A 17775-nucleotide genomic window follows, 5' to 3' on the forward strand; every position below is an offset into this window, starting at 1 on the left:
CCAGGCTAACCCGGCCCTCGGACGGCTGGTTGCCGTGGGCCGACGACTGTGACCAGGTAGATTCGCCCGATGCCGTTCGCCGACCAGCTGATCAACAGGCAAGCCGCCACGAGTCTGCGCGACGCCCTCCGGCGTGTCGTGCCCGGGGCGGATCTGCCCTGCCTGACCGAGGCGGCCGGTGGTCTCGACGGGTTGGCGCTGCGCGAGCGTGCCGACCTGCTGCGCGACGCGCTGCTCACCGACCTGCCCGGGAGCTACCCCGAGCTGGCGCGGATCGTGCGGGCCGCGCGGGATGCCGACCCGGCGTTCACCGGCTGGCTGATCTGGCCGGTGACCAGCGCGATCGCGACCCGGGCGGTGCAGGACGGGTCGGGCGGGGCGTTCGACGACGCGATGGCGCTGCTGGCCGAGCTCACCGGGCGGCTCACCGCGGAGTTCGCGATCCGGGTGCTGCTGCGCCACGACGTGGACCGGGCGCTGGTGATCGCGCAGGGCTGGACCGGCAGCGCGGACCCGGACGTACGGCGGCTCGCCTCCGAGGGCACCCGGCCGTACCTGCCCTGGTCGACCCGGGTGCCGGCGCTGATCACCCGGGCCGGGGCCACCGTGCCGCTGCTCGACGCGCTGTACCGCGATGACAGCGACTACGTCCGGCGCTCGGTCGCCAACCACCTCAACGACCTCAGCCGTGACCACGCCGACCTGGTCGTCGCGGCGGCCCGGCGCTGGCTCGCCGAGCCGGACGTGAACACCGGCGCGGTCGTCCGGCACGGGCTGCGCACGCTGATCAAGAAGGGTCACCCGGACGCGCTGGCGACGCTCGGGTTCGCGCCGGCCAGCATCGACGTCGAGGGCCCGGTCCTGCGGGACGACACGGTGGCGCTGGGCGGGCTGCTCGGCTTCAGCGCGACCCTGCACAACACCGGGAGCGAGCCGGCCCGGCTGGCCGTCGACTACGTCGTTTACCACCGCAAGGCCGACGGTTCGCAGAGCGGGAAGACGTTCAAGCTGGCCACCCGCACGCTGCAGCCGGGCGAGACGGTCACGGTGGCGCGCGAGCACTCGTTCCGGTTGATCACCACCCGGCGTTACCACCTGGGCGAGCACGCGGTTGCGCTTCAGGTCAACGGAGTGGCGACCGCGCGAGCGGTGTTTCATCTGGTAGACACAATGAACACAATGGACACTGATGGTTAGTGTCGACCGATAGTGATGGGCGTGGCCGGGCGGCACTCCAGTCGCCGGCGGAAGGAGGCCCAGCGCCATCATGGTCGTACGAAAGCTTCTGGCCGTCGCCGGTCTGATCCTGGCGGCCGTGCCCGGTCAAGCGGCCTGGGCCGCGACCCCGTCGCCCGGGAAGGTCATCGACCGGCCGGTGCCGACCACCGGCTGTGGCAAACGCCCGCCGGTCCCGGCCGGGGTGGCCACCACGCGGACCGTGGTCAGCGGCGGGGTCAGCCGGACCTATCTGCTGCACCTGCCCGCCGGATATCGGCCGGGCCGGGCCACGCCGGTGGTGCTGTCCTCCCACGGGCGCACCCGCACCAGCGAATACCAGCGGGAACTCACCGGGATGGACGGGCTGAACGCGATCGTCGCCTACCCGCAGGGCACGATCGGCACCGACGGGGCGCCGTCGTTCCAGGGCGCGCCGTACTCGTCCGGGGCCGACGACGTGCTGTTCACCAGCGACCTGCTCAACCAGCTGCAGCGCGGGCTGTGTGTCGACCCGGCGCGGATCTACGTCTCCGGCAAGTCCAACGGCGGCGGCTTCGCGGGGCTGCTGTCCTGCCGGCTGGCCGGTCGGATCGCCGCGTCCGCCCAGGTCAGCGGTGCTTTCTATCCGCAGGGCGGTGTGTGTGAGCCGTCCCGCCCGACACCGATCATCGAGTTCCACGGTGCGGCCGACACCACCATTCCGTACGGTGGGAATGCCACCAAGGGTCTCCCGCCGATCGCGGACTGGCTCGCCGGCTGGGCCGCCCGCAACCGCTGCCTCGACGGCCCGGTGACCAGCACACCGGTCGCCGGAGTGACCCGGTCGGTGTGGCAGCGGTGCGCCGCGGCGGTCGAGCACTACCGGATCGGCGACCTCGGTCACACCTGGCCCAGCACCATGCCGAACCCGGACTCGGCCACGCCTACGGTGATCGACGCGACCCCGCTGATCTGGAAGTTCTTCCGCGACCATCGCCTTGCGAACTGTGGAGCCGGGTTCACGCACTGAACCCGACCACCCGAAACGTGTGGGGACCTGCCGGGGGCACGGCAGGTCCCCACACCCATGCTCAGGTCTGGCCGGCCCGCGGCGCGTGGAAGCCGGCGCCGGTGCCGGCTTTGAACCGGAACGTCTTGTGGGTGCCGTCGCAGAACGGCTTGACCGCGGACTTGCCGCATCGGCACAGGGCGACGGTGTCGCGGCCCGGGTCGATCGTCTCGCCGTCCGGTGTCTGCAGGACGAAATCGCCGCGGACGATCAGCGGGCCGTCCTCGTAGGGAGTGATGCTCGTGGTCATGTCGGATAAGTCTCCGTTTCGCGGCTCCGCAAACGGGCATCCGGCGGCCCATGAAACTGCCGTCACCTCGAGGTTCTCTCTCCAGCACCCTGATCGACGCGCTCAACGGCGGTGGGTCGCTGGCCGGCGTGAGCGTGGCGCCGGACGACGACGAGGACCTCCAGCTGTCCCTTTTCGTGTGTTACGAGATGGCCTACCGCGGGTGGGACGGTGTCGACGACGCCTGGGAGTGGGATCCCGGCCTGCTACGGGTCCGCGCCGGCCTCGAGCGCCGGTTCGAGGAGCAGCTGTACGCGCTGGCCGGGGCTCCGGAGCCGGCCGACCCGGCGACGGTTCCGCGGGCGCTGCTCGACATCGTCGCCGCCGACGACGGGCCGGCGCTGTCCAAGTACCTGCGCGGCCAGGCGACCCACGAACAGTTCCGCGAATTCGTCGTCCACCGCTCGGTCTACCACCTGCGCGAGGCCGACCCGCACACGTATGCGATCCCGAGGCTGGCCGGGCGCGCCAAGGCCGCGCTCATCGAGATTCAACTCGATGAGTACGGCGGTGGCGTCACCGGCCGCATGCACCAGGAGCTGTTCAAGCAGACGATGGCCCACTTCGGTCTGGATCTCACGTACGGCGCGCACGTCGGCGCGGTGCCGGCCACCACCCTGGCGGTCAACAACCTGATGTCGTTCTTCGGCCTGCACCGAGCCCGCCGCGGCGCGATCCTCGGGCACCTGGCCGCCTACGAGATGACCTCGTCGCTGCCGAACCGCGCCTACGGCACCGGCCTGCGCCGGCTCGGCGGCGACGCGAGCTCGACCGTCTTCTATGACGAGCACGTCGAGGCCGACGCCGTGCACGAGCAGATCGCGGCACACGACCTGTGCGGATCGTTCGCCGCCGCGGAGCCGGAACTCGCTGGTCAGGTGCTGTGGGGTGCCCGCTGCGCGCTCGCTGTCGACAATCTGTGGGCGCAGGCCGTGCTGGACGCCTGGGACTCCGATCACACGTCGTTACGCGGTTGGCGAGCCTCGACTACGCTCTGCGCGTGATTGCTGACTACACGTTCTTCAGCCTGTTCTTCGTCCTGCTCATCTGGGGAATCGGGCTCTTCATCACCTACTGGATCATCCGCCTGGCGGTCCGGCACGCCCTCCAGGACTCGGACCTGCGCCGCGCCCGCCAGCGCCCGCCGGGCTACTGACCGCTCATCACTTCCGGTCAACCCCTCTGCGGACGACCACGGAGCGCCGCCGACGGCAGCTGCCCGGCGCGGACGCCCACCGCCGCGGCCCCGCCTCGCCCACCCACCCGGCGAAGGCGGGGCGGCAGCGGCCCGCGGTCGGGTCGTGCGTGCGCCCGCCGCCCGCGGGTGGGCGGTGGTGGTCCGCGGTCGGGTTGTGCGTGCGCCCGCCGCCCGCGGGTGGCGGGCGCACCGCCCGCGGGCGGCGAGGCGGGCCGTGAACGGGTGGTCACCAGCCGGCGGGGTTGCTGCCGGTTTCGCGGGAGATGCCGGAGCCGGTCTCCGGGTAGGTGCCGAACTGTTTCTCGTGCAGGTGGGCGAAGAAATAGCACATCTCCTCGCACTCGGCGTCCAGCAGCGCGAGCGCCGGGTCGGCGTCGACCGCCTCGTAGAACCTCTGGCCGGCGGCGACGATGAAACCCCGGCAATACAGGAAGCCGTCGTCCGAACCGTCCGTGTGCTCGTGGATCTCCGCGCGGTCGATGGTGTGCAGGGTGCGCTCGAGGACCCGGTCGAGGGCGGTCAGCTCGGCGCTCGACAGGCCGGCGCTCAGCGCCCGCAGGTGGGTCAGGAACGGCTCCAGCCACATCTCCACCGCGCGGAGCTCGTCGTCGTCCTCTGCCGGGTCGCGCTCGACCAGGGCGCGGCGCAGGTCGGTCTGCTCCGGACCGCAGGCCGCCCACGCCGACTCGATCAGTGCCCAGAAGCGGGTCACGTCGTCATCCGTCATCACACCCGGGACGCTAGCCGCACCCCCCGACAAGAAATCCGGTGCGTCACCAGTGGCCCTTGACGGCCAGGACCGCACCGGCGATCGGGAAGCCGATCCCGACGGCGGCGGTGAGGACGAGGTGGCCGAGGTTCTCCATGCGGTCGTCGATACGGCTGCTGTCCGGGTCGCCGGGCCGGTATCGCACCGTCACCGCCTTGCCCGCGCCGATCGGCCACGACGACGACAGCGGGCTGGTGATCTGACGGTCCGCGCCGTGCTCGTCGACGTACGTGACGATCGCCGACCGGGCGCCGCTGCCGCGCCGCTGATGGCCGGTCACCGTCCCGGTCACGTGGCTGCCCTCGCGCCGCAGTGCGCGCAGGGACAGCGCTGACCGCACGCCGCGGTAGAGCACGAACACACCGAAGACCATCAGGATCGCCGCGACCGCCATCTGGCCATCCTGGGCCACCGGAGTCCCGCCGTCGACCCGCGGGGCCGATGAATGTGGTTCCGGAACCGGTCGGTGGAAAGCGCCGGTGAGCAGCTTATCGACGCCATTCCTGCCAGGTGGGCAAGAATCGGGGTACAGCGTCCGGCGGGATGGTTGTGCTATCTTCGCGTTCCCATTGAGAGGATTGATGGGTGTCGCCGCCTGTGCTTGCGGCGAGAGTCAGTCGACGGCTTCGGGGGTTGCCGCAGAGACATCTCATCAAACGGAATGCGCCGTTTTTCATCAGCGCCCGTCGTGGCGTTTCCTTGCTCCCATTATTTCCCCTTGGACGACCTCGAGCAGAGGAGAACCGAAATGACAGTTCCGCGCGCCCAAAAACGGATCGGAAAGGTGCTGGCCGTGCTCGGCCTGGCGGCCGCCGGCATCGTCGTCCCGGCCACGCAGGCCCTCGCGATCGACGGCTGCTCCAACGAGGGGCTGAAGAGCGGATCGGTCGACGACCACGAGATCCGGTACACCCAGTCGACCCGGTACAGCCGGGAGTTCTTCCAGGCCAGGGACCAGTGGAACCCGCTGGGGCGGGTCAAGATCGCGGCGGACACCGGCTCCACGATCAACGACCTGCACGTCAGTGACGTCAACAAGAGCACCGTCACCTGGTCCGGTCGCTGGGAGGCCTCGGCCGGCCAGGACGACATCTATCTGAACGGTCATTTCCTGGGTGGCTACACCTATCCCGAGGTGCGTGGCGTCATCAGTCACGAGCTGGGGCACGCGTTGCGACTCGGCCATTTCGACAACCGTAATGCGCTGATGCACTGCTCCGACAACCGGAATGTGACCGGTCCGCAGACGGCGGACGTCAACAAGTACCACAGCATCTGGGGGTGACGATTATGTCAATGGCGAAGAAATTGTCAGCAATCGGTGTAGTGACGGCTGCTGTCGCTGTCGGGGCATGGTTCACCGTCCCCTATGAGACGAGCGTCGTGCACGCCACTTATGCCGTTGATCTGGACACGCCGGAATTGGCGGCGGGGTGGGCCGACGACGTGTTCATCGCCGCGGTCGACTCCCAGGAATCGGCCGAGCGGGATGCCGATGGTCTGCTCTACACCCCCTTCCGGGTGACGGTGACGTCGACGCTGCAGGGCAAGGTCGGCGGCGACATCCGGGTGGTGCAGGAGGGCGGTGACGACCCGGTCAGCCGCGAGCGGGTGGTCTTCGACGGCGCCACGGCGCTGGAGCCGGGTAAGACGTACCTGTTCGCCACCCGGCTCTCCGGTCCGGACGGCTGGCACGTGCTGCCGTCGAACTTCACCCCGGTCGAGGTGCCCGGTGGTGCCACGGACCCCGCGGTGAGCCGCTGGACCAGTGCCGTGACCTCGCCGAAGTCGCAGGACACCGTGCACCCGTCGGACGTCGAGAAGGCCTCCGACCCGGCCGCGCTTTATCGCCAGGCCGAGGTCGGCTGAGCCGGTCCGGCAGCGCGGTGCCGAGCAGCGCGCCGCCGGACCTCACTCACCCGCGCACTCCTGGGGGTCGATCGTGCGCGAGTCGGGCAGGGCCTTCTCCATCCAGGCCAGCTCCGAGTCGACGTCCGCGCCGGTGAACACGTCGACGTCGCCCTTGGCCGCGTCGTGCACCACGAGCAGGGCCCGTTCGCCCTTGACCGGCGCGGTGCCCGCCCCGCCGAGCGGCAGCTGCGCGTCGCCGGCCGAGAAGGACGACGGGCCGTTCTCCGGCTTCAGGTAGCGCACCGAGCCGAGGCTCACGGTGAACCGGTCGCCCTGCTTGCTGACCGCCGTGACGTCGCCGACCGCGATGGTCTCGGCGCAGGCCACCACACCCGGGAGGCTGCGGCTGCCGGAGCTGTCCGCCGGGTCCGGCGAGGTGTTCCAGAAGTACGTGCCGGCCAGGGCCGCGACGCCCAGGAACCCGGCCGCGGTGGCGAGCAGCCACGGCTGCGCCCAGGGCCGCCGAGCCGGGCGCAACGGCACGACCGGGGCGAGCGGGGTCGCCGGGGCGGCGGACAGCTCGGCGCCGAGCGCGGCCAGGCCCTGGCGCAGCGCGGTCACCGTCGCGGTCGCGTCGGCCAGCTCCTGCGTGCCGGCGAGTGCCGCGGTCGGCTGCTCCCCGGTGATGGCGTACATCAGCGCGTCGTCGTTCGACATCTCACACCACTCCCTTCGCGCCCAGCCGGGCCCGCATCTGACCGACCGCGGCGTGCAGGCGGCTCTTCACCGTTCCGGGCGCGACACCGAGGACGTCCGCGATCTGCGGGACCGTCAGGTCGGTGTAGAAGCGCAGGACCAGCAGTTGCCGCTGATCCGGCGACAGCTCGTCGAGTTCGCCGGCGACCACCAGGGCCAGGTCGCGGTCCCGGTCCGGCACGGTCTCGGCGACACCGGGTGCGCGCAGCGTGACGAGTCGTTGCCGGAGCCGTTCGAGGCGCTGCCGCCCGCGGTGCCAGTCGACCGCGACCCGGGACGCGACCACCGCGGTCCAGGCGGCCGGGTTCGCGATCGGGGTGGCCGGGGACTGTTCCAGCAGCTTGAGCCGCACCTGCTGCACCGCGTCGTCCAGGTCCTGCCACGGCACGCCGCCCATGCTCAGCACCGCCCGGACCCGCCCGGCGTCGTCGCCCCACGGCGGATCGTCCGCCTGCGGTCTGTGCACCGGCTGCCTCATCGGCAATCCCCTCCCGTTGTCCATCAGTGCATAGACGCAGAACTCCGGGGGATCGTTCGCACGAATGTGGTGGGGCTGGCTCGCAGGGGTGTCTCCGCGACGCGGAGACACCCCTGCGAGCCAGCCGGGATCTTGGGGCGCGCTGCGGTCCGGGCCGCGGCGGACCTGGCGAGGGTACGGGCGGGACGCGGCTCGTAGCCTACGGACGGGCGCTGGTCATTCGTACAATATGGGGTTAAAGCGACAAGGTGCGGGCCAGGCGGCGGACGGCGATCGTGAGGCAGACGGCGCCCATGGTGGCGAGGTAGAGCGCGGCGACGGCGATCTTCGGGGTCAGGACGCCGAGCGCGGGGTTCCGGAGCAGTTCGATGGCCTGGTAGAGCGGCAGGGCCTGGACCACCAGCTGGACCGGGCGGGGGTAGACCGACAGCGGGTAGAACGTGGTGGCGAACAGGAACATCGGCAGCATGACCAGCTGGACGTACTGCAGGTCGGGCCAGTCGCGCAGCAGGGTGACGACCACGACGCCGGCGGTGGCGAACGCGAACGCGATGAGCGCGGCACCCGGGACCACCAGCAGCGCCCACGGCGAGCGGACCAGACCCAGCGCGGTGATCACCGCGAGGAAGGCGAGGCTCACGAGAGTGCCGCGCAGCACGGCCCAGCCGATCTCGCCGAGCGCGACGTCCCGTTCGGTGAGCGGGGTGGCGAGCATCGATTCGTACGTACGATCCGCCTTGAGCTTGCCGAACATCAGGTACGTGGTCTCGTTCATCGCGCCGTTCATCGCCGCGGTGGCGAGCAGGGCGGGCGCGACGTAGGCGGCGTAGCGGACCGGGTCGCCGCCCGGCACGTCGGTGACCGTGCCGACCAGCACGCCGATGCCGACCCCGATCGAGAGCAGGTACAGGATCGGCTCGAAGATCTCGGCGAGCAGCACGTACCAGGTGTGCTTGTAGATCATCAGGTTGCGCTCGACGAGCACGGCGGCGGTCACGCGGTCAGCCTCCGGGTGTAGGCGCGCCGCGCGGCCAGGTAACCGGCGGCGGTCAGCGCGAGCAGGACGGTCAGGTGGATCGCGGCCCGGCCGGTGCCGCGGCACAGCTCGGTGCCGTGCCAGAGCGGGCTGAACCAGACCACCTTCTGCAGCCAGCCCGGCAGCTGCCCGGTGGGGAAGAACGTGCCGGAGAACATGTAGAGCGGCATGATCACGAAGCGGAAGACCGCGGTGAGCTGGGCGGGTCGCTCGGCGGTCACGGCGTACGCGGAGAGCGGCGCGGCGAACGCCAGCGCGGTGAGCACGGCGCCGGCCAGGGCCCGCGGCGCGTCGGCGAGGGTGACCGCGCCGAAGGTGACCAGGACCAGCAGGATCGCGCCGGCGTCGGTCAGCGCCCGGAACGCGGTGAACAGCAGATGCCCGGTCAGGATGTCGGCCGGCTCCATCGGGGTGGTCACCGCCGCGCGGTAGTTGCCACCGGTCCGCGCGGACTGGAACACCGGCCCGGCGGCGTTGAGGAAGCCCATCTGCATGGCCGACGCGGCGAGCAGCCCCGGACCGATGAACGCGAGGTACGAACCGCCGTTGCGGGCGTCGACGAACTGGCCCAGCCCGAAGCCGAGCGCGGCCACGAACAGCAGCGGGTTGGCGACGCTGATCACGGCGGTGCCGCGCCAGGTGCGCCGGTACCGATGCCACCAGTAGCCGAACTCGCGGGTCGCCGGGATGCTCATTCGACCAGGGCCCGTCCGGTGAGGCTGAGGAACACGTCCTCGAGCCCGGACCGGCGGACCAGCGCGGTCAGCGGGTCGAGCCCGCGACGGCGGACCGCGTCCAGGGCGTCCTCACCGTCCGACGTGTAGATCAGCACCCGGTCCGGCAGCACCTCGAGACGCTCGCCGACACCGCGGGCCTTCTCCGCGCTCAGCTCGTGCTCGTCGAGCCGGAAGCGCAGCTCCAGGACCTCGCGGGTGACGTACCGGTCGATCAGCTCGCGCGGTGAGCCGTGCGCGACGATCCGGCCGGCGTCCATCACCGCGAGCCGGTCGCAGAGCTGCTCGGCCTCGTCCATGTAGTGCGTGGTCAGGATCAGCGTGACGCCGTCCTGCTTGAGCCGGAACAGCCGCTCCCAGAGCAGGTGCCGGGCCTGCGGGTCTAAGCCGGTGGTCGGCTCGTCGAGCAGGACCAGATCCGGTTCGTTGACCAGAGACCGTGCGATGGTCAAGCGCCGCCGCATGCCGCCGGAGAGTTCCTGTACGCGGCTGGCCCGCTTGTCGGTGAGCCGGGCGAACTCGAGCAGCCGGTCGGTCCGCTCCCGGATCAGCGCCCGGGGCAGTCCGAAGTACCGCCCGTAGATCAGGATGTTCTCCTCGACGGTCAGCTCGGTGTCCAGGGTGTCGTCCTGCGGCACCGACCCGATCCGCGCCTTGATCGCCTTGCGTGCGGTGGCGGCGTCCCGGCCGAGGATCTCCAGCTCACCGCCGGAGCGCGGCGAGACGCACCCGATCATCCGCATGGTGGTGGACTTCCCGGCCCCGTTCGGGCCGAGGAACCCGAACGCCTCACCCCGCCGTACCTCGAAGTTGATGCCGGCGACCGCGGTGTAGGGCGGCGGCCCGTCGTAGGTCTTGGTCAGTCCCCGCGCCCGAACCAGGGCCGCTGCGTCATCCACGACCGCACGCTATTATTTCTGAACTTAGGCGCGCAAGAAGATAACCAAACACTGGAAATCCCGAACTTCTTGTCCTGAGGGGATCCGGCAGGGGAGGGGCCTGGCGGAGCTCGCCATAGTCACTTTCTTTACTATGCAACTCGTTGTACGGTGACGCCCATGACGGCGACCCGTTTCCCGACGCTGCTGAGCCCGCTGGACCTCGGCCACACCGTGCTGCGGAACCGCGTGGTGATGGGCTCGATGCACACCAAGCTCGAAGACCGCGAGCGTGACCTGCCCAAACTCGCCGCGTTCTTCGCCGAGCGGGCCAAGGGCGGCGTCGGCCTGATGGTCACCGGCGGGTACGCGCCGACCTGGCGCGGCTGGCTGTCCCCGTTCGGCAGCACGATGGCCACCGGGCGGCACGCCGACGCGCACCGGGTGGTGACCGACGCGGTGCACGAGCACGACGGCAAGATCCTGCTGCAGGTGCTGCATGCCGGGCGGTACTCGTACCACCCGTTCAGCCTGGGCGCGTCGGACAAGAAGTCGCCGATCACGCCGTTCCGCCCGCGCGCCATGTCGACCCGGCAGGTCGACCGGACCGTGTCCAGTTTCGCCCGGGCCGCGCAGCTCGCGAAGCGGGCCGGGTACGACGGCGTCGAGATCATGGGCTCCGAGGGCTACCTGATCAACCAGTTCCTGGCCGCGCGGACCAACGACCGCACCGACGCGTGGGGCGGCTCGTCGGCGGCCCGGATGCGGTTCCCGATCGAGGTGGTCCGGCGCACCCGGGACCTGGTCGGCGACGACTTCATCGTGCAGTACCGGATCAGCCTGCTCGACCTGGTCGACAACGCGCAGTCCTGGGACGAGACCGTCGAGCTGGCCCGCGAGCTGCAGACCGCCGGGGTGTCGCTGTTCAACACCGGGATCGGCTGGCACGAGGCGCGGGTGCCGACCATCGTCACCTCGGTGCCGGCCGGCGCCTTCACCTGGGTCACCCGGAAGCTGCGCGACGAGGTGTCGATCCCGGTCATCGCGTCCAACCGGATCAACCGGCCGGAGAGCGCCGAGCAGATCCTCGCCGCCGGGGACGCCGACCTGGTGTCGATGGCCCGGCCGCTGCTGGCCGACGCCGAGTGGGTGGGCAAGGCCGCGCAGGGGCGGGAACGCGAGATCATCACGTGCATCGCCTGCAACCAGGCCTGTCTCGACCACACGTTCGGCAATCAGCGGGCCACCTGCATGCTCAATCCGCGCGCCGGGTTCGAGACGGAACTCGTGCTGCTACCCACCCGTACCGTGAAAAGGTTTGCGGTTGTCGGCGCCGGACCGGCGGGCCTGGCCGCGGCGGTCGAGCTGGCCGGGCGTGGCCACAAAGTCGATCTCTTCGAGGCCGGTGACACGATCGGTGGTCAGTTCCGGCTGGCCGCGCGGATCCCGGGCAAGGAGGAGTTCGCCCGCACCCTCGACTACTACCGCCACATGATCGAGATCCGCGGTGTCACCCTGCACCTCGGCACGCGGGCCGGCGTCGACGACCTGGCCGGCTTCGACGAGGTGGTCCTCGCCACCGGGGTGAGCCCCCGGATCCCGGCCATCCCCGGGGTCGACCACCCGAAGGTGCTCACCTACCAGCAGCTCATCGACGGCGCGCCGGCCGGTGACCGGGTCGCGATCATCGGGGCCGGCGGGATCGGCTTCGACGTCGGCGAGTTCCTGCTGCACGACTCGGACGAGTCCGCCGAGGACTGGATGCTCCGCTGGGGCGTCACCGACCCGGCGACGTCGCGCGGCGGCCTGGCCACCAAGGTCAAGACCCCGGCCCGCCGCGAGGTCCACCTGCTGCAACGCAAGGACACCGGTCTCGGCAAGGGGCTGGGCAAGACCACCGGGTGGGTGCACCGCGCGACGCTGAAGGACGACGGCGTGCAGATGCTGCGCGGGGTCGAGTACCTGCGGATCGACGACGAGGGCTTGCACATCGCGGTGGGCGAGGTCCGCCGGACACTCGCGGTGGACACCGTGGTGCTGGCCGCAGGACAGATTTCGGTACGGGAGCTGGTCGCGCCCATCGAGGAACGCGGCGTCCGGGTGCACGTCATCGGTGGCGCCGACGTGGCCGCCGAACTGGACGCCAAGCGGGCCATCAAGCAGGCCACCGAACTCGCCGCCCGGCTGTGAGAAGCGCTGTCAAGAACGTGGAGAAGACCGTGAAATATGTGACCGTCCAGGTGGACAACGGCATCGCGCAGGTGCGGCTGAACCGCCCGGACAAGCTGAACGCGCTGGTCCTGGACACCCTCTACGAGCTGATCGCGGTCGCCCGGCAGCTGCGCAAGGACCGCACCGTGCGCGCCGTGGTGATCGCCGGGGAGGGCGCGTCGTTCACCGCCGGGCTCGACATCGCCGGCACGATGCGCAGCCCGGGCCGGATCGTGCGGGCGTTCGTCCCGGCGCCGTGGCGCGGCACCAACGTGTTCCAGGAGGCCTGCTGGGCGTGGCGGCGGATCCCGGTCCCGGTGATCGCCGCGGTGCACGGCCACTGCTACGGCGGTGGCGTGCAGATCGCCCTCGCCGCCGACCTGCGGTTCGCCACCCCCGACTCGAAGTGGTCGGTGATGGAGGGCAAGTGGGGCATCATCCCGGACATGACCGGCATGCGCAGCCTCACCGAGGTGGTCGGCATCGACGTGGCCAAGAAGCTGACGATGACCGCCGAGCAGTTCAGCGGCGCCGACGCCGGCCGCCTGGGCCTGGTCACCGAGCTGCACGACGACCCGATCAAGGCCGCGACCGCGTTCGCCGAGAGCCTGCTGCCCAAGTCGCCGGACGCCCTCGCCGCCGCCAAGCGCCTGATCGACAGGGCGCAGACCGGCAGCGCCCGGCGCACGTTCGCCCGGGAACGCTGGGAGCAGATCCGGCTGCTGCGCCTGCCGAACACCGCGGTCCTGCGCCGCGCCGTCCTGAAGAAACAGACCCCGGTCTTCGGCCCGCGGGCCCGTAGGATCCGTCCGTGGCACTGAGGAACGCCGTGCTGGCGGCACTGATCGACCGGGAATCCTCCGGGTACGACCTCGCCAAACGGTTCCGGGTCTCGGTCGCCAACTTCTGGACCGCCACGCCGCAGCAGCTCTACCGCGAACTCGAGAAGATGGAGTCCGAGGGGCTGCTCGCCGCCCGGGTGGTCCACCAGGACAAGCGCCCGGACAAGCGGATCTTCTCGGTCACCGGCGCCGGGCGGGCGGCGCTGCGCGCGTTCACCACCCAGCCGCCGAAGCCGACAACGGTCCGCGACGAGCTGCTGGTGCAGGTCGAGGCGCTGGCGCACGCCGACGTGCCGAGCGTCCGCGGCTCGATCGTCTCGCACCTGGAGCAGAGCCGGCAGCGGCTGGCGACCTACGAGAAGTCCCTCGCCGAGATCCTGGGCAGCCGCAGCCACGAGGAGTTCCTGGCCACCGGCAACCGGCTCGGGCCGTACCTGACCCTGCACCGGGGGATCAGCTTCGAACGGGAGAACATCGCCTGGGGTGAGCTGGCGCTCAGGGTGCTGGATCGCCGCTTCCCCGCCCGGTAAGTCTCAAGGACCCGGTGTTCCGGTCGAAGTAACCGCCATGGTGTCGCAGGTGCAGACTCTCCGGGCCGGGACCGCGGAACGTGACCTCGAGGCGGAGTTGGAAGCCATCGAGGAACGGCCGCGTCTCAGCCTTGACCCGAGTCAGGTGCTCGACCAGGTACGCGGACTCGTGGTCCAGGCGCAGCTGCTGGGCCGGGACGACCTGTGCCATCGGACCCGGCTGGTCGAGGCCGACCTGCTCGGCCGGATGGGTGACGTGCCGGCCGCGGCCCGCATCCTGCACGACGTGCACACCTGGGCGGTCACCCACCAGGACCCCTGGGTGCTCGTGCTGAGCAGCCTGCGCCTGTCGCTCTTCTTCGGCCAGGTCGGCGACTACGCCGCGGCGCTGGAACACGCGGTGCTCGCGATGGAGTCGGTCGACGTGCTGGTGCCGGCCGCCTCGACCCAGCTGCGGTTCCGGTGCATGATGGCGCTGGCCAACGCGTACGGCGACATGGGTGACTTCGCGGCCGCGCGAGAGCGCTACGCCGACGCGGAACGGCTCTCCGCCGAGATCCCGGAGCCGCTGGCGCACCTCAGGCTGCTGAACAACCTCGCCTTCACCGAGCTGCAGAGCGGTGACGTCGCGGCGGCCGCCCAGACGGTGACCCGGATCCTGGCGCACGCCACCCGGCACGACCTGGTGATCGACGAGGCGATCCGGGAGACGATCGCCAGGATCAGCCTGTCCACCGGCCACGCGGCCCAGGCGATCGAGATCCTGCTGCCGATCGTCCGCAAGGCGGACAGCGAACGGTACGACGAGGTCGACTCGGGCGCCGCCTGCCTGGTGACGCTGGCCGCCGCCTACCGGGCGGCCGGTGATCTGGACCGCGCGGAGACTGCTCTGCGCCGATGTCGGCAACTGTGTGCCGACCGGGGACTGGTCTCCGTCGACGTCGAGGCGCAACGGGAACAGGCGGAGGTGCTGGCGGCCGGTGGGCGGTTCGAGGAGGCACTCGCCGCGTACAAGGAGTTCTACGCCGCGTCGATGCAGCTGAACACGGTGCAGCGGGACGCCCGGGCCCGCGTGCTGCAGGCGATGTACGAGACCGGTGAGGCCCGCCGGCTGGGGGAGCAGGCCCGCGAGTTGTCGCTGCGGGATCCGCTCACCGGCCTCTACAACCGGCGCTTCGTCGACGCCGAGCTGCCGCTGCTGTTCCGCCGGGCCGCCGAGAGCGGCACCATGCTCTCGCTGGCCGTCGTCGACCTCGACCACTTCAAACGGATCAACGACACGTGCTCGCACGAGGCCGGCGACCAGGTGCTGCAGCGGGTCGCCGAGCTGCTCGACGCCCGCGCGCAGACCCTGGCCGGCTCGTTCGCCGCCCGGCTCGGCGGGGAGGAGTTCCTGCTGGTCATGCCGGGCACCGGCGAGGACGAGGCGATGACCCGGATGCGGGCGCTGTGCCAGTCGATCCGGGAGCACGACTGGCGGCCGGTCACCGGGGCCGTACCGGTCACCGCGAGCGTCGGGGTCAGCAGCTTCCGCGACGGCCACGGCACCGAGACGGATCTGCTGCGCGAGGCGGACGCCCTGCTCTACCGATCGAAAGCGGACGGCCGCGACCGGGTGACCGGCTCGGCCGGTGCGGCCGGTTATCGTTGCCCATGATCAGTTCTCCGGAGTTCGAGACCTTCGGACCCTGGATCCATCGGGTGCGTGCCGCGGCCGACCTGCCCCGGCTCTACCGGGACAGCGGCATCGAACCCGCCGCGTGCCGGCTGGTGCTCAAGGTGCCCCGCAACATCGACCGCCGTCACGCGACGCCCGACATGCATTTGTACGACCAGCTGGTCGCGGTCGAACCGGAGACGCTGACCGTGCTGACCCGGCACGGCGACGGGTACGGCACCGTCCGGCTGCCCCTGGACCGGATCGTCGCGATCGAGCACAGCACCCGGATGCTCGACGGCCGGCTGATCCTGCACACCGCGGAGTCCGGGCCGGTCGTGATCACCTACAACGGCGCGTCGCAGGAGCTGGTCGAGGACCTGGTCCTGGTGCTGCGGGAGACCTACCTGCCGTTCGGGCCGGCGCCGGTGGTGGCCCGGTCACACCCCGAGGCGTACCTGGGGGTGCCGGACGGGGCGCTGGTCACCGCGTACCGCCGGACGGTGGCCCGGGAGCCGGGGATGCGTCTCTACAGCGCGGTGTACCGCCGGCCGGTCATGCCGGTGCTGGTCCGGCAGCGGCTCTGGCCCGCGACGCTGCACGCCTCGATCGTGCTGGCCGACGACCGGGAACTCCAGGTGATCCACCGGCGCGACTGGTTCTCCCGGGGCGGTGACGACCACTCGCTCGCGCTGACCGTGCTGCCCCGGCTGCGGATCATCGGCTACGAGCTGGAGCCGCACCACCGGTACCGGGGTGTGTCGACGGTGACCCTGCACGCCGCCGGGGCGACCCTGCTGGCCTTCCCGATGCCGGACGGCCCGGAGGTGGCCGCCTTCCTCACCGCCCTGGGCGTCGAACCGGCCTAGGCGCTCCCGCGAGTCGCGCTGCTCCCGCGCGTGTCGCGCTGGTTCCGCGGGCGGGCTGGTCGTGAGGGGTGTCTCGGGGGCCCGGAGGGACCCCTGAGAGCCAGCCGGGGTCAGGTGGCGACGGGCTCCGGGCCGAGGGTGGCGGCGGAGGCCGGGACGACGCTCGGTGCCGTCTCGTCGTCGAGGCGGACCTGGTAGCTGACCGGCGCGCCGGACGCCGCCCAGTCGACGCCGACCACCGTGCCGCATCGGCCGGCGACGTGCACCCGGGAGCCCGGTGGCTGCCCGTCGTACGGCTCGACCAGCAGCGCGTCGAGGATGTGCCGGGCGCCGTCAAGCGAACCGCGCAGGCTCCGGGAGCGCAACTCCCCGCCGAGGGTGATCGCGGCGTCGCGGACCTGCCGGTCGGCGTTTCCCTCCCCGGCGGTGAGAGCGGCCTCCACGCGGGCCCACAGCCGCCACCCGTCCTGCTCGAGCAACTGGCGGGCGGCCCGGTCGAGCCCGGCACAGGAGATGTCCACGGCCGCCTCCTCGCCGAGCTCGGCGGCCCAGGCGAGCTCGTCGGGCTGGGGCAGCAGGGCCGGTGACTCGTGCATCAGGACCGCGTACAACATGGCGATCGTGGTCTCGCGGCCCTCGCCGGCATACAGCGGACCGTGCCCGTCGGCCTCGCGCAGCGGCGGGAACCGCCGGACCAGGTGCGCGGCCCGGCCGAGCGGAAGCTCGGCGGCCAATCGGGTGTCACTCACCCGGGCGTGGAACGTGCGGTGTTCGCGGGCAGCGAACATCCAGGCCCGGTGCTCGTCGCCGCCGACCGGGAAACGGGCCTCGTGCCGGCGGCCCACCGGAACGGGCACCTGGGCTGCGAGCAGGCGGGCAGCGACCGAATAGGCCACGCCGAGCTCAGCCGCCAGGGCCCGGACGGCCCTCTTGCGGGCGCGGTCGGGTGCGGCTCGTCGGCTGTGCTCTCCGGTCATCGTTGCCTCCCTCACCCATCCTAGGTCTGATCCGTTGTACGCTCGAAGGGCAGCGCGCCTGCACGAGCGTTGCGCGGCTCCCCACGCGGGTCGCGCGGCAACGCCAAGAGGCTTCGACTCAGCGCACGCAGTTCCGGTCCGTTTCCGTGCGTCCGCGCGCGTTGCCTTGGGCGGGGTGCGTGGGGCTTTGCTGCGAGGACGTGAGTGACGTGTTCGAACGGTTCACCGACCGTGCCCGCCGAGTTGTCGTCCTGGCCCAGGAAGAGGCCCGGATGCTCAACCACAACTACATCGGGACAGAGCACATCCTGCTCGGCCTGATCCACGAGGGCGAAGGCGTCGCCGCCAAGGCCCTGGAGAGTCTGGGCATCTCCCTCGAGGGCGTCCGTCAGCAGGTCGAGGAGATCATCGGCCAGGGTCAGCAGGCGCCGAGC

The 17775-nt window shown here is 71.1% G+C and carries 21 protein-coding genes; 12 read left to right on the forward strand and 9 right to left on the reverse strand.

The features are described 5' to 3' along the window. The first annotated feature begins 69 nt into the window (after window positions 1-69). Both ADL15_RS08415 and ADL15_RS08420 read left to right on the forward strand, forming a co-directional pair. Window positions 70-1197, forward strand: coding sequence for a DNA alkylation repair protein (locus tag ADL15_RS08415; protein WP_067686642.1), 1128 nt, complete (start codon window positions 70-72; stop codon window positions 1195-1197). A 70-nt stretch (window positions 1198-1267) separates the two neighbouring features. Then, entirely contained in the window at window positions 1268-2227 is a 960-nt protein-coding gene (locus ADL15_RS08420; protein WP_067686652.1) for an alpha/beta hydrolase family esterase, read from the forward strand. Window positions 2228-2288: 61 nt separating this feature from the next. Here the strand turns inward: ADL15_RS08420 and ADL15_RS08425 are convergent, their stop codons facing one another. Next, window positions 2289-2516: a CDGSH iron-sulfur domain-containing protein gene (locus tag ADL15_RS08425; protein WP_067686663.1), complete on the reverse strand. Its 228-nt coding sequence runs from the start codon at window positions 2514-2516 to the stop codon at window positions 2289-2291. A 50-nt stretch (window positions 2517-2566) separates the two neighbouring features. On the opposite strand from ADL15_RS08425, the gene ADL15_RS08430 reads away from it, so the two are divergent. Then, window positions 2567-3559: an iron-containing redox enzyme family protein gene (locus ADL15_RS08430; RefSeq protein ID WP_067686665.1), complete on the forward strand. Its 993-nt coding sequence runs from the start codon at window positions 2567-2569 to the stop codon at window positions 3557-3559. Next, window positions 3556-3711: a hypothetical protein gene (locus tag ADL15_RS52735; protein ID WP_157441240.1), complete on the forward strand. Its 156-nt coding sequence runs from the start codon at window positions 3556-3558 to the stop codon at window positions 3709-3711. The genes ADL15_RS08430 and ADL15_RS52735 overlap by 4 nt, the downstream gene beginning before the upstream one ends. 268 nt (window positions 3712-3979) lie before the next feature. On the opposite strand, the gene ADL15_RS08435 is transcribed toward ADL15_RS52735, so the two are convergent. After that, complete coding sequence (locus ADL15_RS08435; protein WP_067686764.1) at window positions 3980-4480, reverse strand: DUF4240 domain-containing protein; 501 nt, start codon at window positions 4478-4480, stop codon at window positions 3980-3982. Window positions 4481-4526: 46 nt separating this feature from the next. Continuing rightward, entirely contained in the window at window positions 4527-4916 is a 390-nt protein-coding gene (locus ADL15_RS08440) for a DUF3592 domain-containing protein (protein ID WP_067686667.1), read from the reverse strand. 354 nt (window positions 4917-5270) lie between these two features. On the opposite strand from ADL15_RS08440, the gene ADL15_RS08445 reads away from it, so the two are divergent. Together ADL15_RS08445 and ADL15_RS08450 are read left to right on the forward strand one after the other, a co-directional pair. Continuing rightward, window positions 5271-5807: a zinc metalloprotease gene (locus tag ADL15_RS08445; protein ID WP_067686670.1), complete on the forward strand. Its 537-nt coding sequence runs from the start codon at window positions 5271-5273 to the stop codon at window positions 5805-5807. Window positions 5808-5818: 11 nt separating this feature from the next. After that, entirely contained in the window at window positions 5819-6391 is a 573-nt protein-coding gene (locus tag ADL15_RS08450) for a hypothetical protein (RefSeq protein ID WP_157441241.1), read from the forward strand. A 42-nt stretch (window positions 6392-6433) separates the two neighbouring features. On the opposite strand, the gene ADL15_RS08455 is transcribed toward ADL15_RS08450, so the two are convergent. From ADL15_RS08455 to ADL15_RS08475, 5 genes are all read right to left on the reverse strand, one after another. Further along, a complete protein-coding gene (locus ADL15_RS08455; RefSeq protein ID WP_067686676.1) occupies window positions 6434-7090 on the reverse strand; it encodes a hypothetical protein in 657 nt (218 codons plus the stop codon). Between the two features lies 1 nt (window position 7091). After that, on the reverse strand, window positions 7092-7595 hold the full coding sequence (locus tag ADL15_RS08460) for an RNA polymerase sigma factor (RefSeq protein WP_198170633.1): 504 nt from the start codon (window positions 7593-7595) through the stop codon (window positions 7092-7094). 247 nt (window positions 7596-7842) lie between these two features. Then, on the reverse strand, window positions 7843-8604 hold the full coding sequence (locus ADL15_RS08465; RefSeq protein ID WP_198170635.1) for an ABC transporter permease: 762 nt from the start codon (window positions 8602-8604) through the stop codon (window positions 7843-7845). Beyond that, entirely contained in the window at window positions 8601-9338 is a 738-nt protein-coding gene (locus ADL15_RS08470; RefSeq protein ID WP_067686681.1) for an ABC transporter permease, read from the reverse strand. The genes ADL15_RS08465 and ADL15_RS08470 overlap by 4 nt, the downstream gene beginning before the upstream one ends. Further along, window positions 9335-10276, reverse strand: coding sequence for an ABC transporter ATP-binding protein (locus ADL15_RS08475; RefSeq protein WP_067686685.1), 942 nt, complete (start codon window positions 10274-10276; stop codon window positions 9335-9337). The genes ADL15_RS08470 and ADL15_RS08475 overlap by 4 nt, the downstream gene beginning before the upstream one ends. Window positions 10277-10435: 159 nt before the next feature. On the opposite strand from ADL15_RS08475, the gene ADL15_RS08480 reads away from it, so the two are divergent. The 5 genes from ADL15_RS08480 to ADL15_RS08500 are packed head-to-tail and all read left to right on the forward strand — an operon-like array spanning window position 10436 to window position 16364. Then, entirely contained in the window at window positions 10436-12445 is a 2010-nt protein-coding gene (locus ADL15_RS08480; RefSeq protein WP_067686687.1) for an NADPH-dependent 2,4-dienoyl-CoA reductase, read from the forward strand. A gap of 29 nt (window positions 12446-12474) precedes the next feature. After that, entirely contained in the window at window positions 12475-13287 is an 813-nt protein-coding gene (locus tag ADL15_RS08485; protein WP_067686769.1) for a crotonase/enoyl-CoA hydratase family protein, read from the forward strand. Then, window positions 13278-13838: a PadR family transcriptional regulator gene (locus ADL15_RS08490; protein ID WP_067686691.1), complete on the forward strand. Its 561-nt coding sequence runs from the start codon at window positions 13278-13280 to the stop codon at window positions 13836-13838. The genes ADL15_RS08485 and ADL15_RS08490 overlap by 10 nt, the downstream gene beginning before the upstream one ends. A 49-nt stretch (window positions 13839-13887) precedes the next feature. Beyond that, window positions 13888-15495: a tetratricopeptide repeat-containing diguanylate cyclase gene (locus ADL15_RS08495; RefSeq protein WP_198170637.1), complete on the forward strand. Its 1608-nt coding sequence runs from the start codon at window positions 13888-13890 to the stop codon at window positions 15493-15495. After that, window positions 15492-16364, forward strand: a complete 873-nt coding sequence (locus ADL15_RS08500) for a hypothetical protein (RefSeq protein ID WP_067686703.1) — start codon at window positions 15492-15494, stop codon at window positions 16362-16364. Before ADL15_RS08495 ends, ADL15_RS08500 begins: the two co-directional genes overlap by 4 nt. A 110-nt stretch (window positions 16365-16474) precedes the next feature. On the opposite strand, the gene ADL15_RS08505 is transcribed toward ADL15_RS08500, so the two are convergent. Beyond that, on the reverse strand, window positions 16475-17341 hold the full coding sequence (locus ADL15_RS08505) for a hypothetical protein (RefSeq protein WP_067686707.1): 867 nt from the start codon (window positions 17339-17341) through the stop codon (window positions 16475-16477). Window positions 17342-17550: 209 nt separating this feature from the next. On the opposite strand from ADL15_RS08505, the gene ADL15_RS08510 reads away from it, so the two are divergent. Further along, a partial coding sequence (locus ADL15_RS08510) for a Clp protease N-terminal domain-containing protein (protein ID WP_157441245.1) occupies window positions 17551-17775 on the forward strand: 225 nt, incomplete at its 3' end.

It is taken from the genome of Actinoplanes awajinensis subsp. mycoplanecinus (genome assembly GCF_001509495.1).
Classification (GTDB): Bacteria; Actinomycetota; Actinomycetes; order Mycobacteriales; family Micromonosporaceae; genus Actinoplanes; species Actinoplanes palleronii.

Coding starts and splice junctions, on each gene's coding strand:
- ADL15_RS08415 (WP_067686642.1), top strand. CDS start 70: ATGCCGTTCGCCGACCAGCTGATCAACAGGCAAGCCGCCACGAGTCTG.
- ADL15_RS08420 (WP_067686652.1), top strand. CDS start 1,268: ATGGTCGTACGAAAGCTTCTGGCCGTCGCCGGTCTGATCCTGGCGGCC.
- ADL15_RS08425 (WP_067686663.1), bottom strand. CDS start 2,516: ATGACCACGAGCATCACTCCCTACGAGGACGGCCCGCTGATCGTCCGC.
- ADL15_RS08430 (WP_067686665.1), top strand. CDS start 2,567: ATGAAACTGCCGTCACCTCGAGGTTCTCTCTCCAGCACCCTGATCGAC.
- ADL15_RS08435 (WP_067686764.1), bottom strand. CDS start 4,480: ATGACGGATGACGACGTGACCCGCTTCTGGGCACTGATCGAGTCGGCG.
- ADL15_RS08440 (WP_067686667.1), bottom strand. CDS start 4,916: ATGGCGGTCGCGGCGATCCTGATGGTCTTCGGTGTGTTCGTGCTCTAC.
- ADL15_RS08445 (WP_067686670.1), top strand. CDS start 5,271: ATGACAGTTCCGCGCGCCCAAAAACGGATCGGAAAGGTGCTGGCCGTG.
- ADL15_RS08450 (WP_157441241.1), top strand. CDS start 5,819: ATGGCGAAGAAATTGTCAGCAATCGGTGTAGTGACGGCTGCTGTCGCT.
- ADL15_RS08455 (WP_067686676.1), bottom strand. CDS start 7,090: ATGTCGAACGACGACGCGCTGATGTACGCCATCACCGGGGAGCAGCCG.
- ADL15_RS08470 (WP_067686681.1), bottom strand. CDS start 9,338: ATGAGCATCCCGGCGACCCGCGAGTTCGGCTACTGGTGGCATCGGTAC.
- ADL15_RS08480 (WP_067686687.1), top strand. CDS start 10,436: ATGACGGCGACCCGTTTCCCGACGCTGCTGAGCCCGCTGGACCTCGGC.
- ADL15_RS08500 (WP_067686703.1), top strand. CDS start 15,492: ATGATCAGTTCTCCGGAGTTCGAGACCTTCGGACCCTGGATCCATCGG.
- ADL15_RS08505 (WP_067686707.1), bottom strand. CDS start 17,341: ATGACCGGAGAGCACAGCCGACGAGCCGCACCCGACCGCGCCCGCAAG.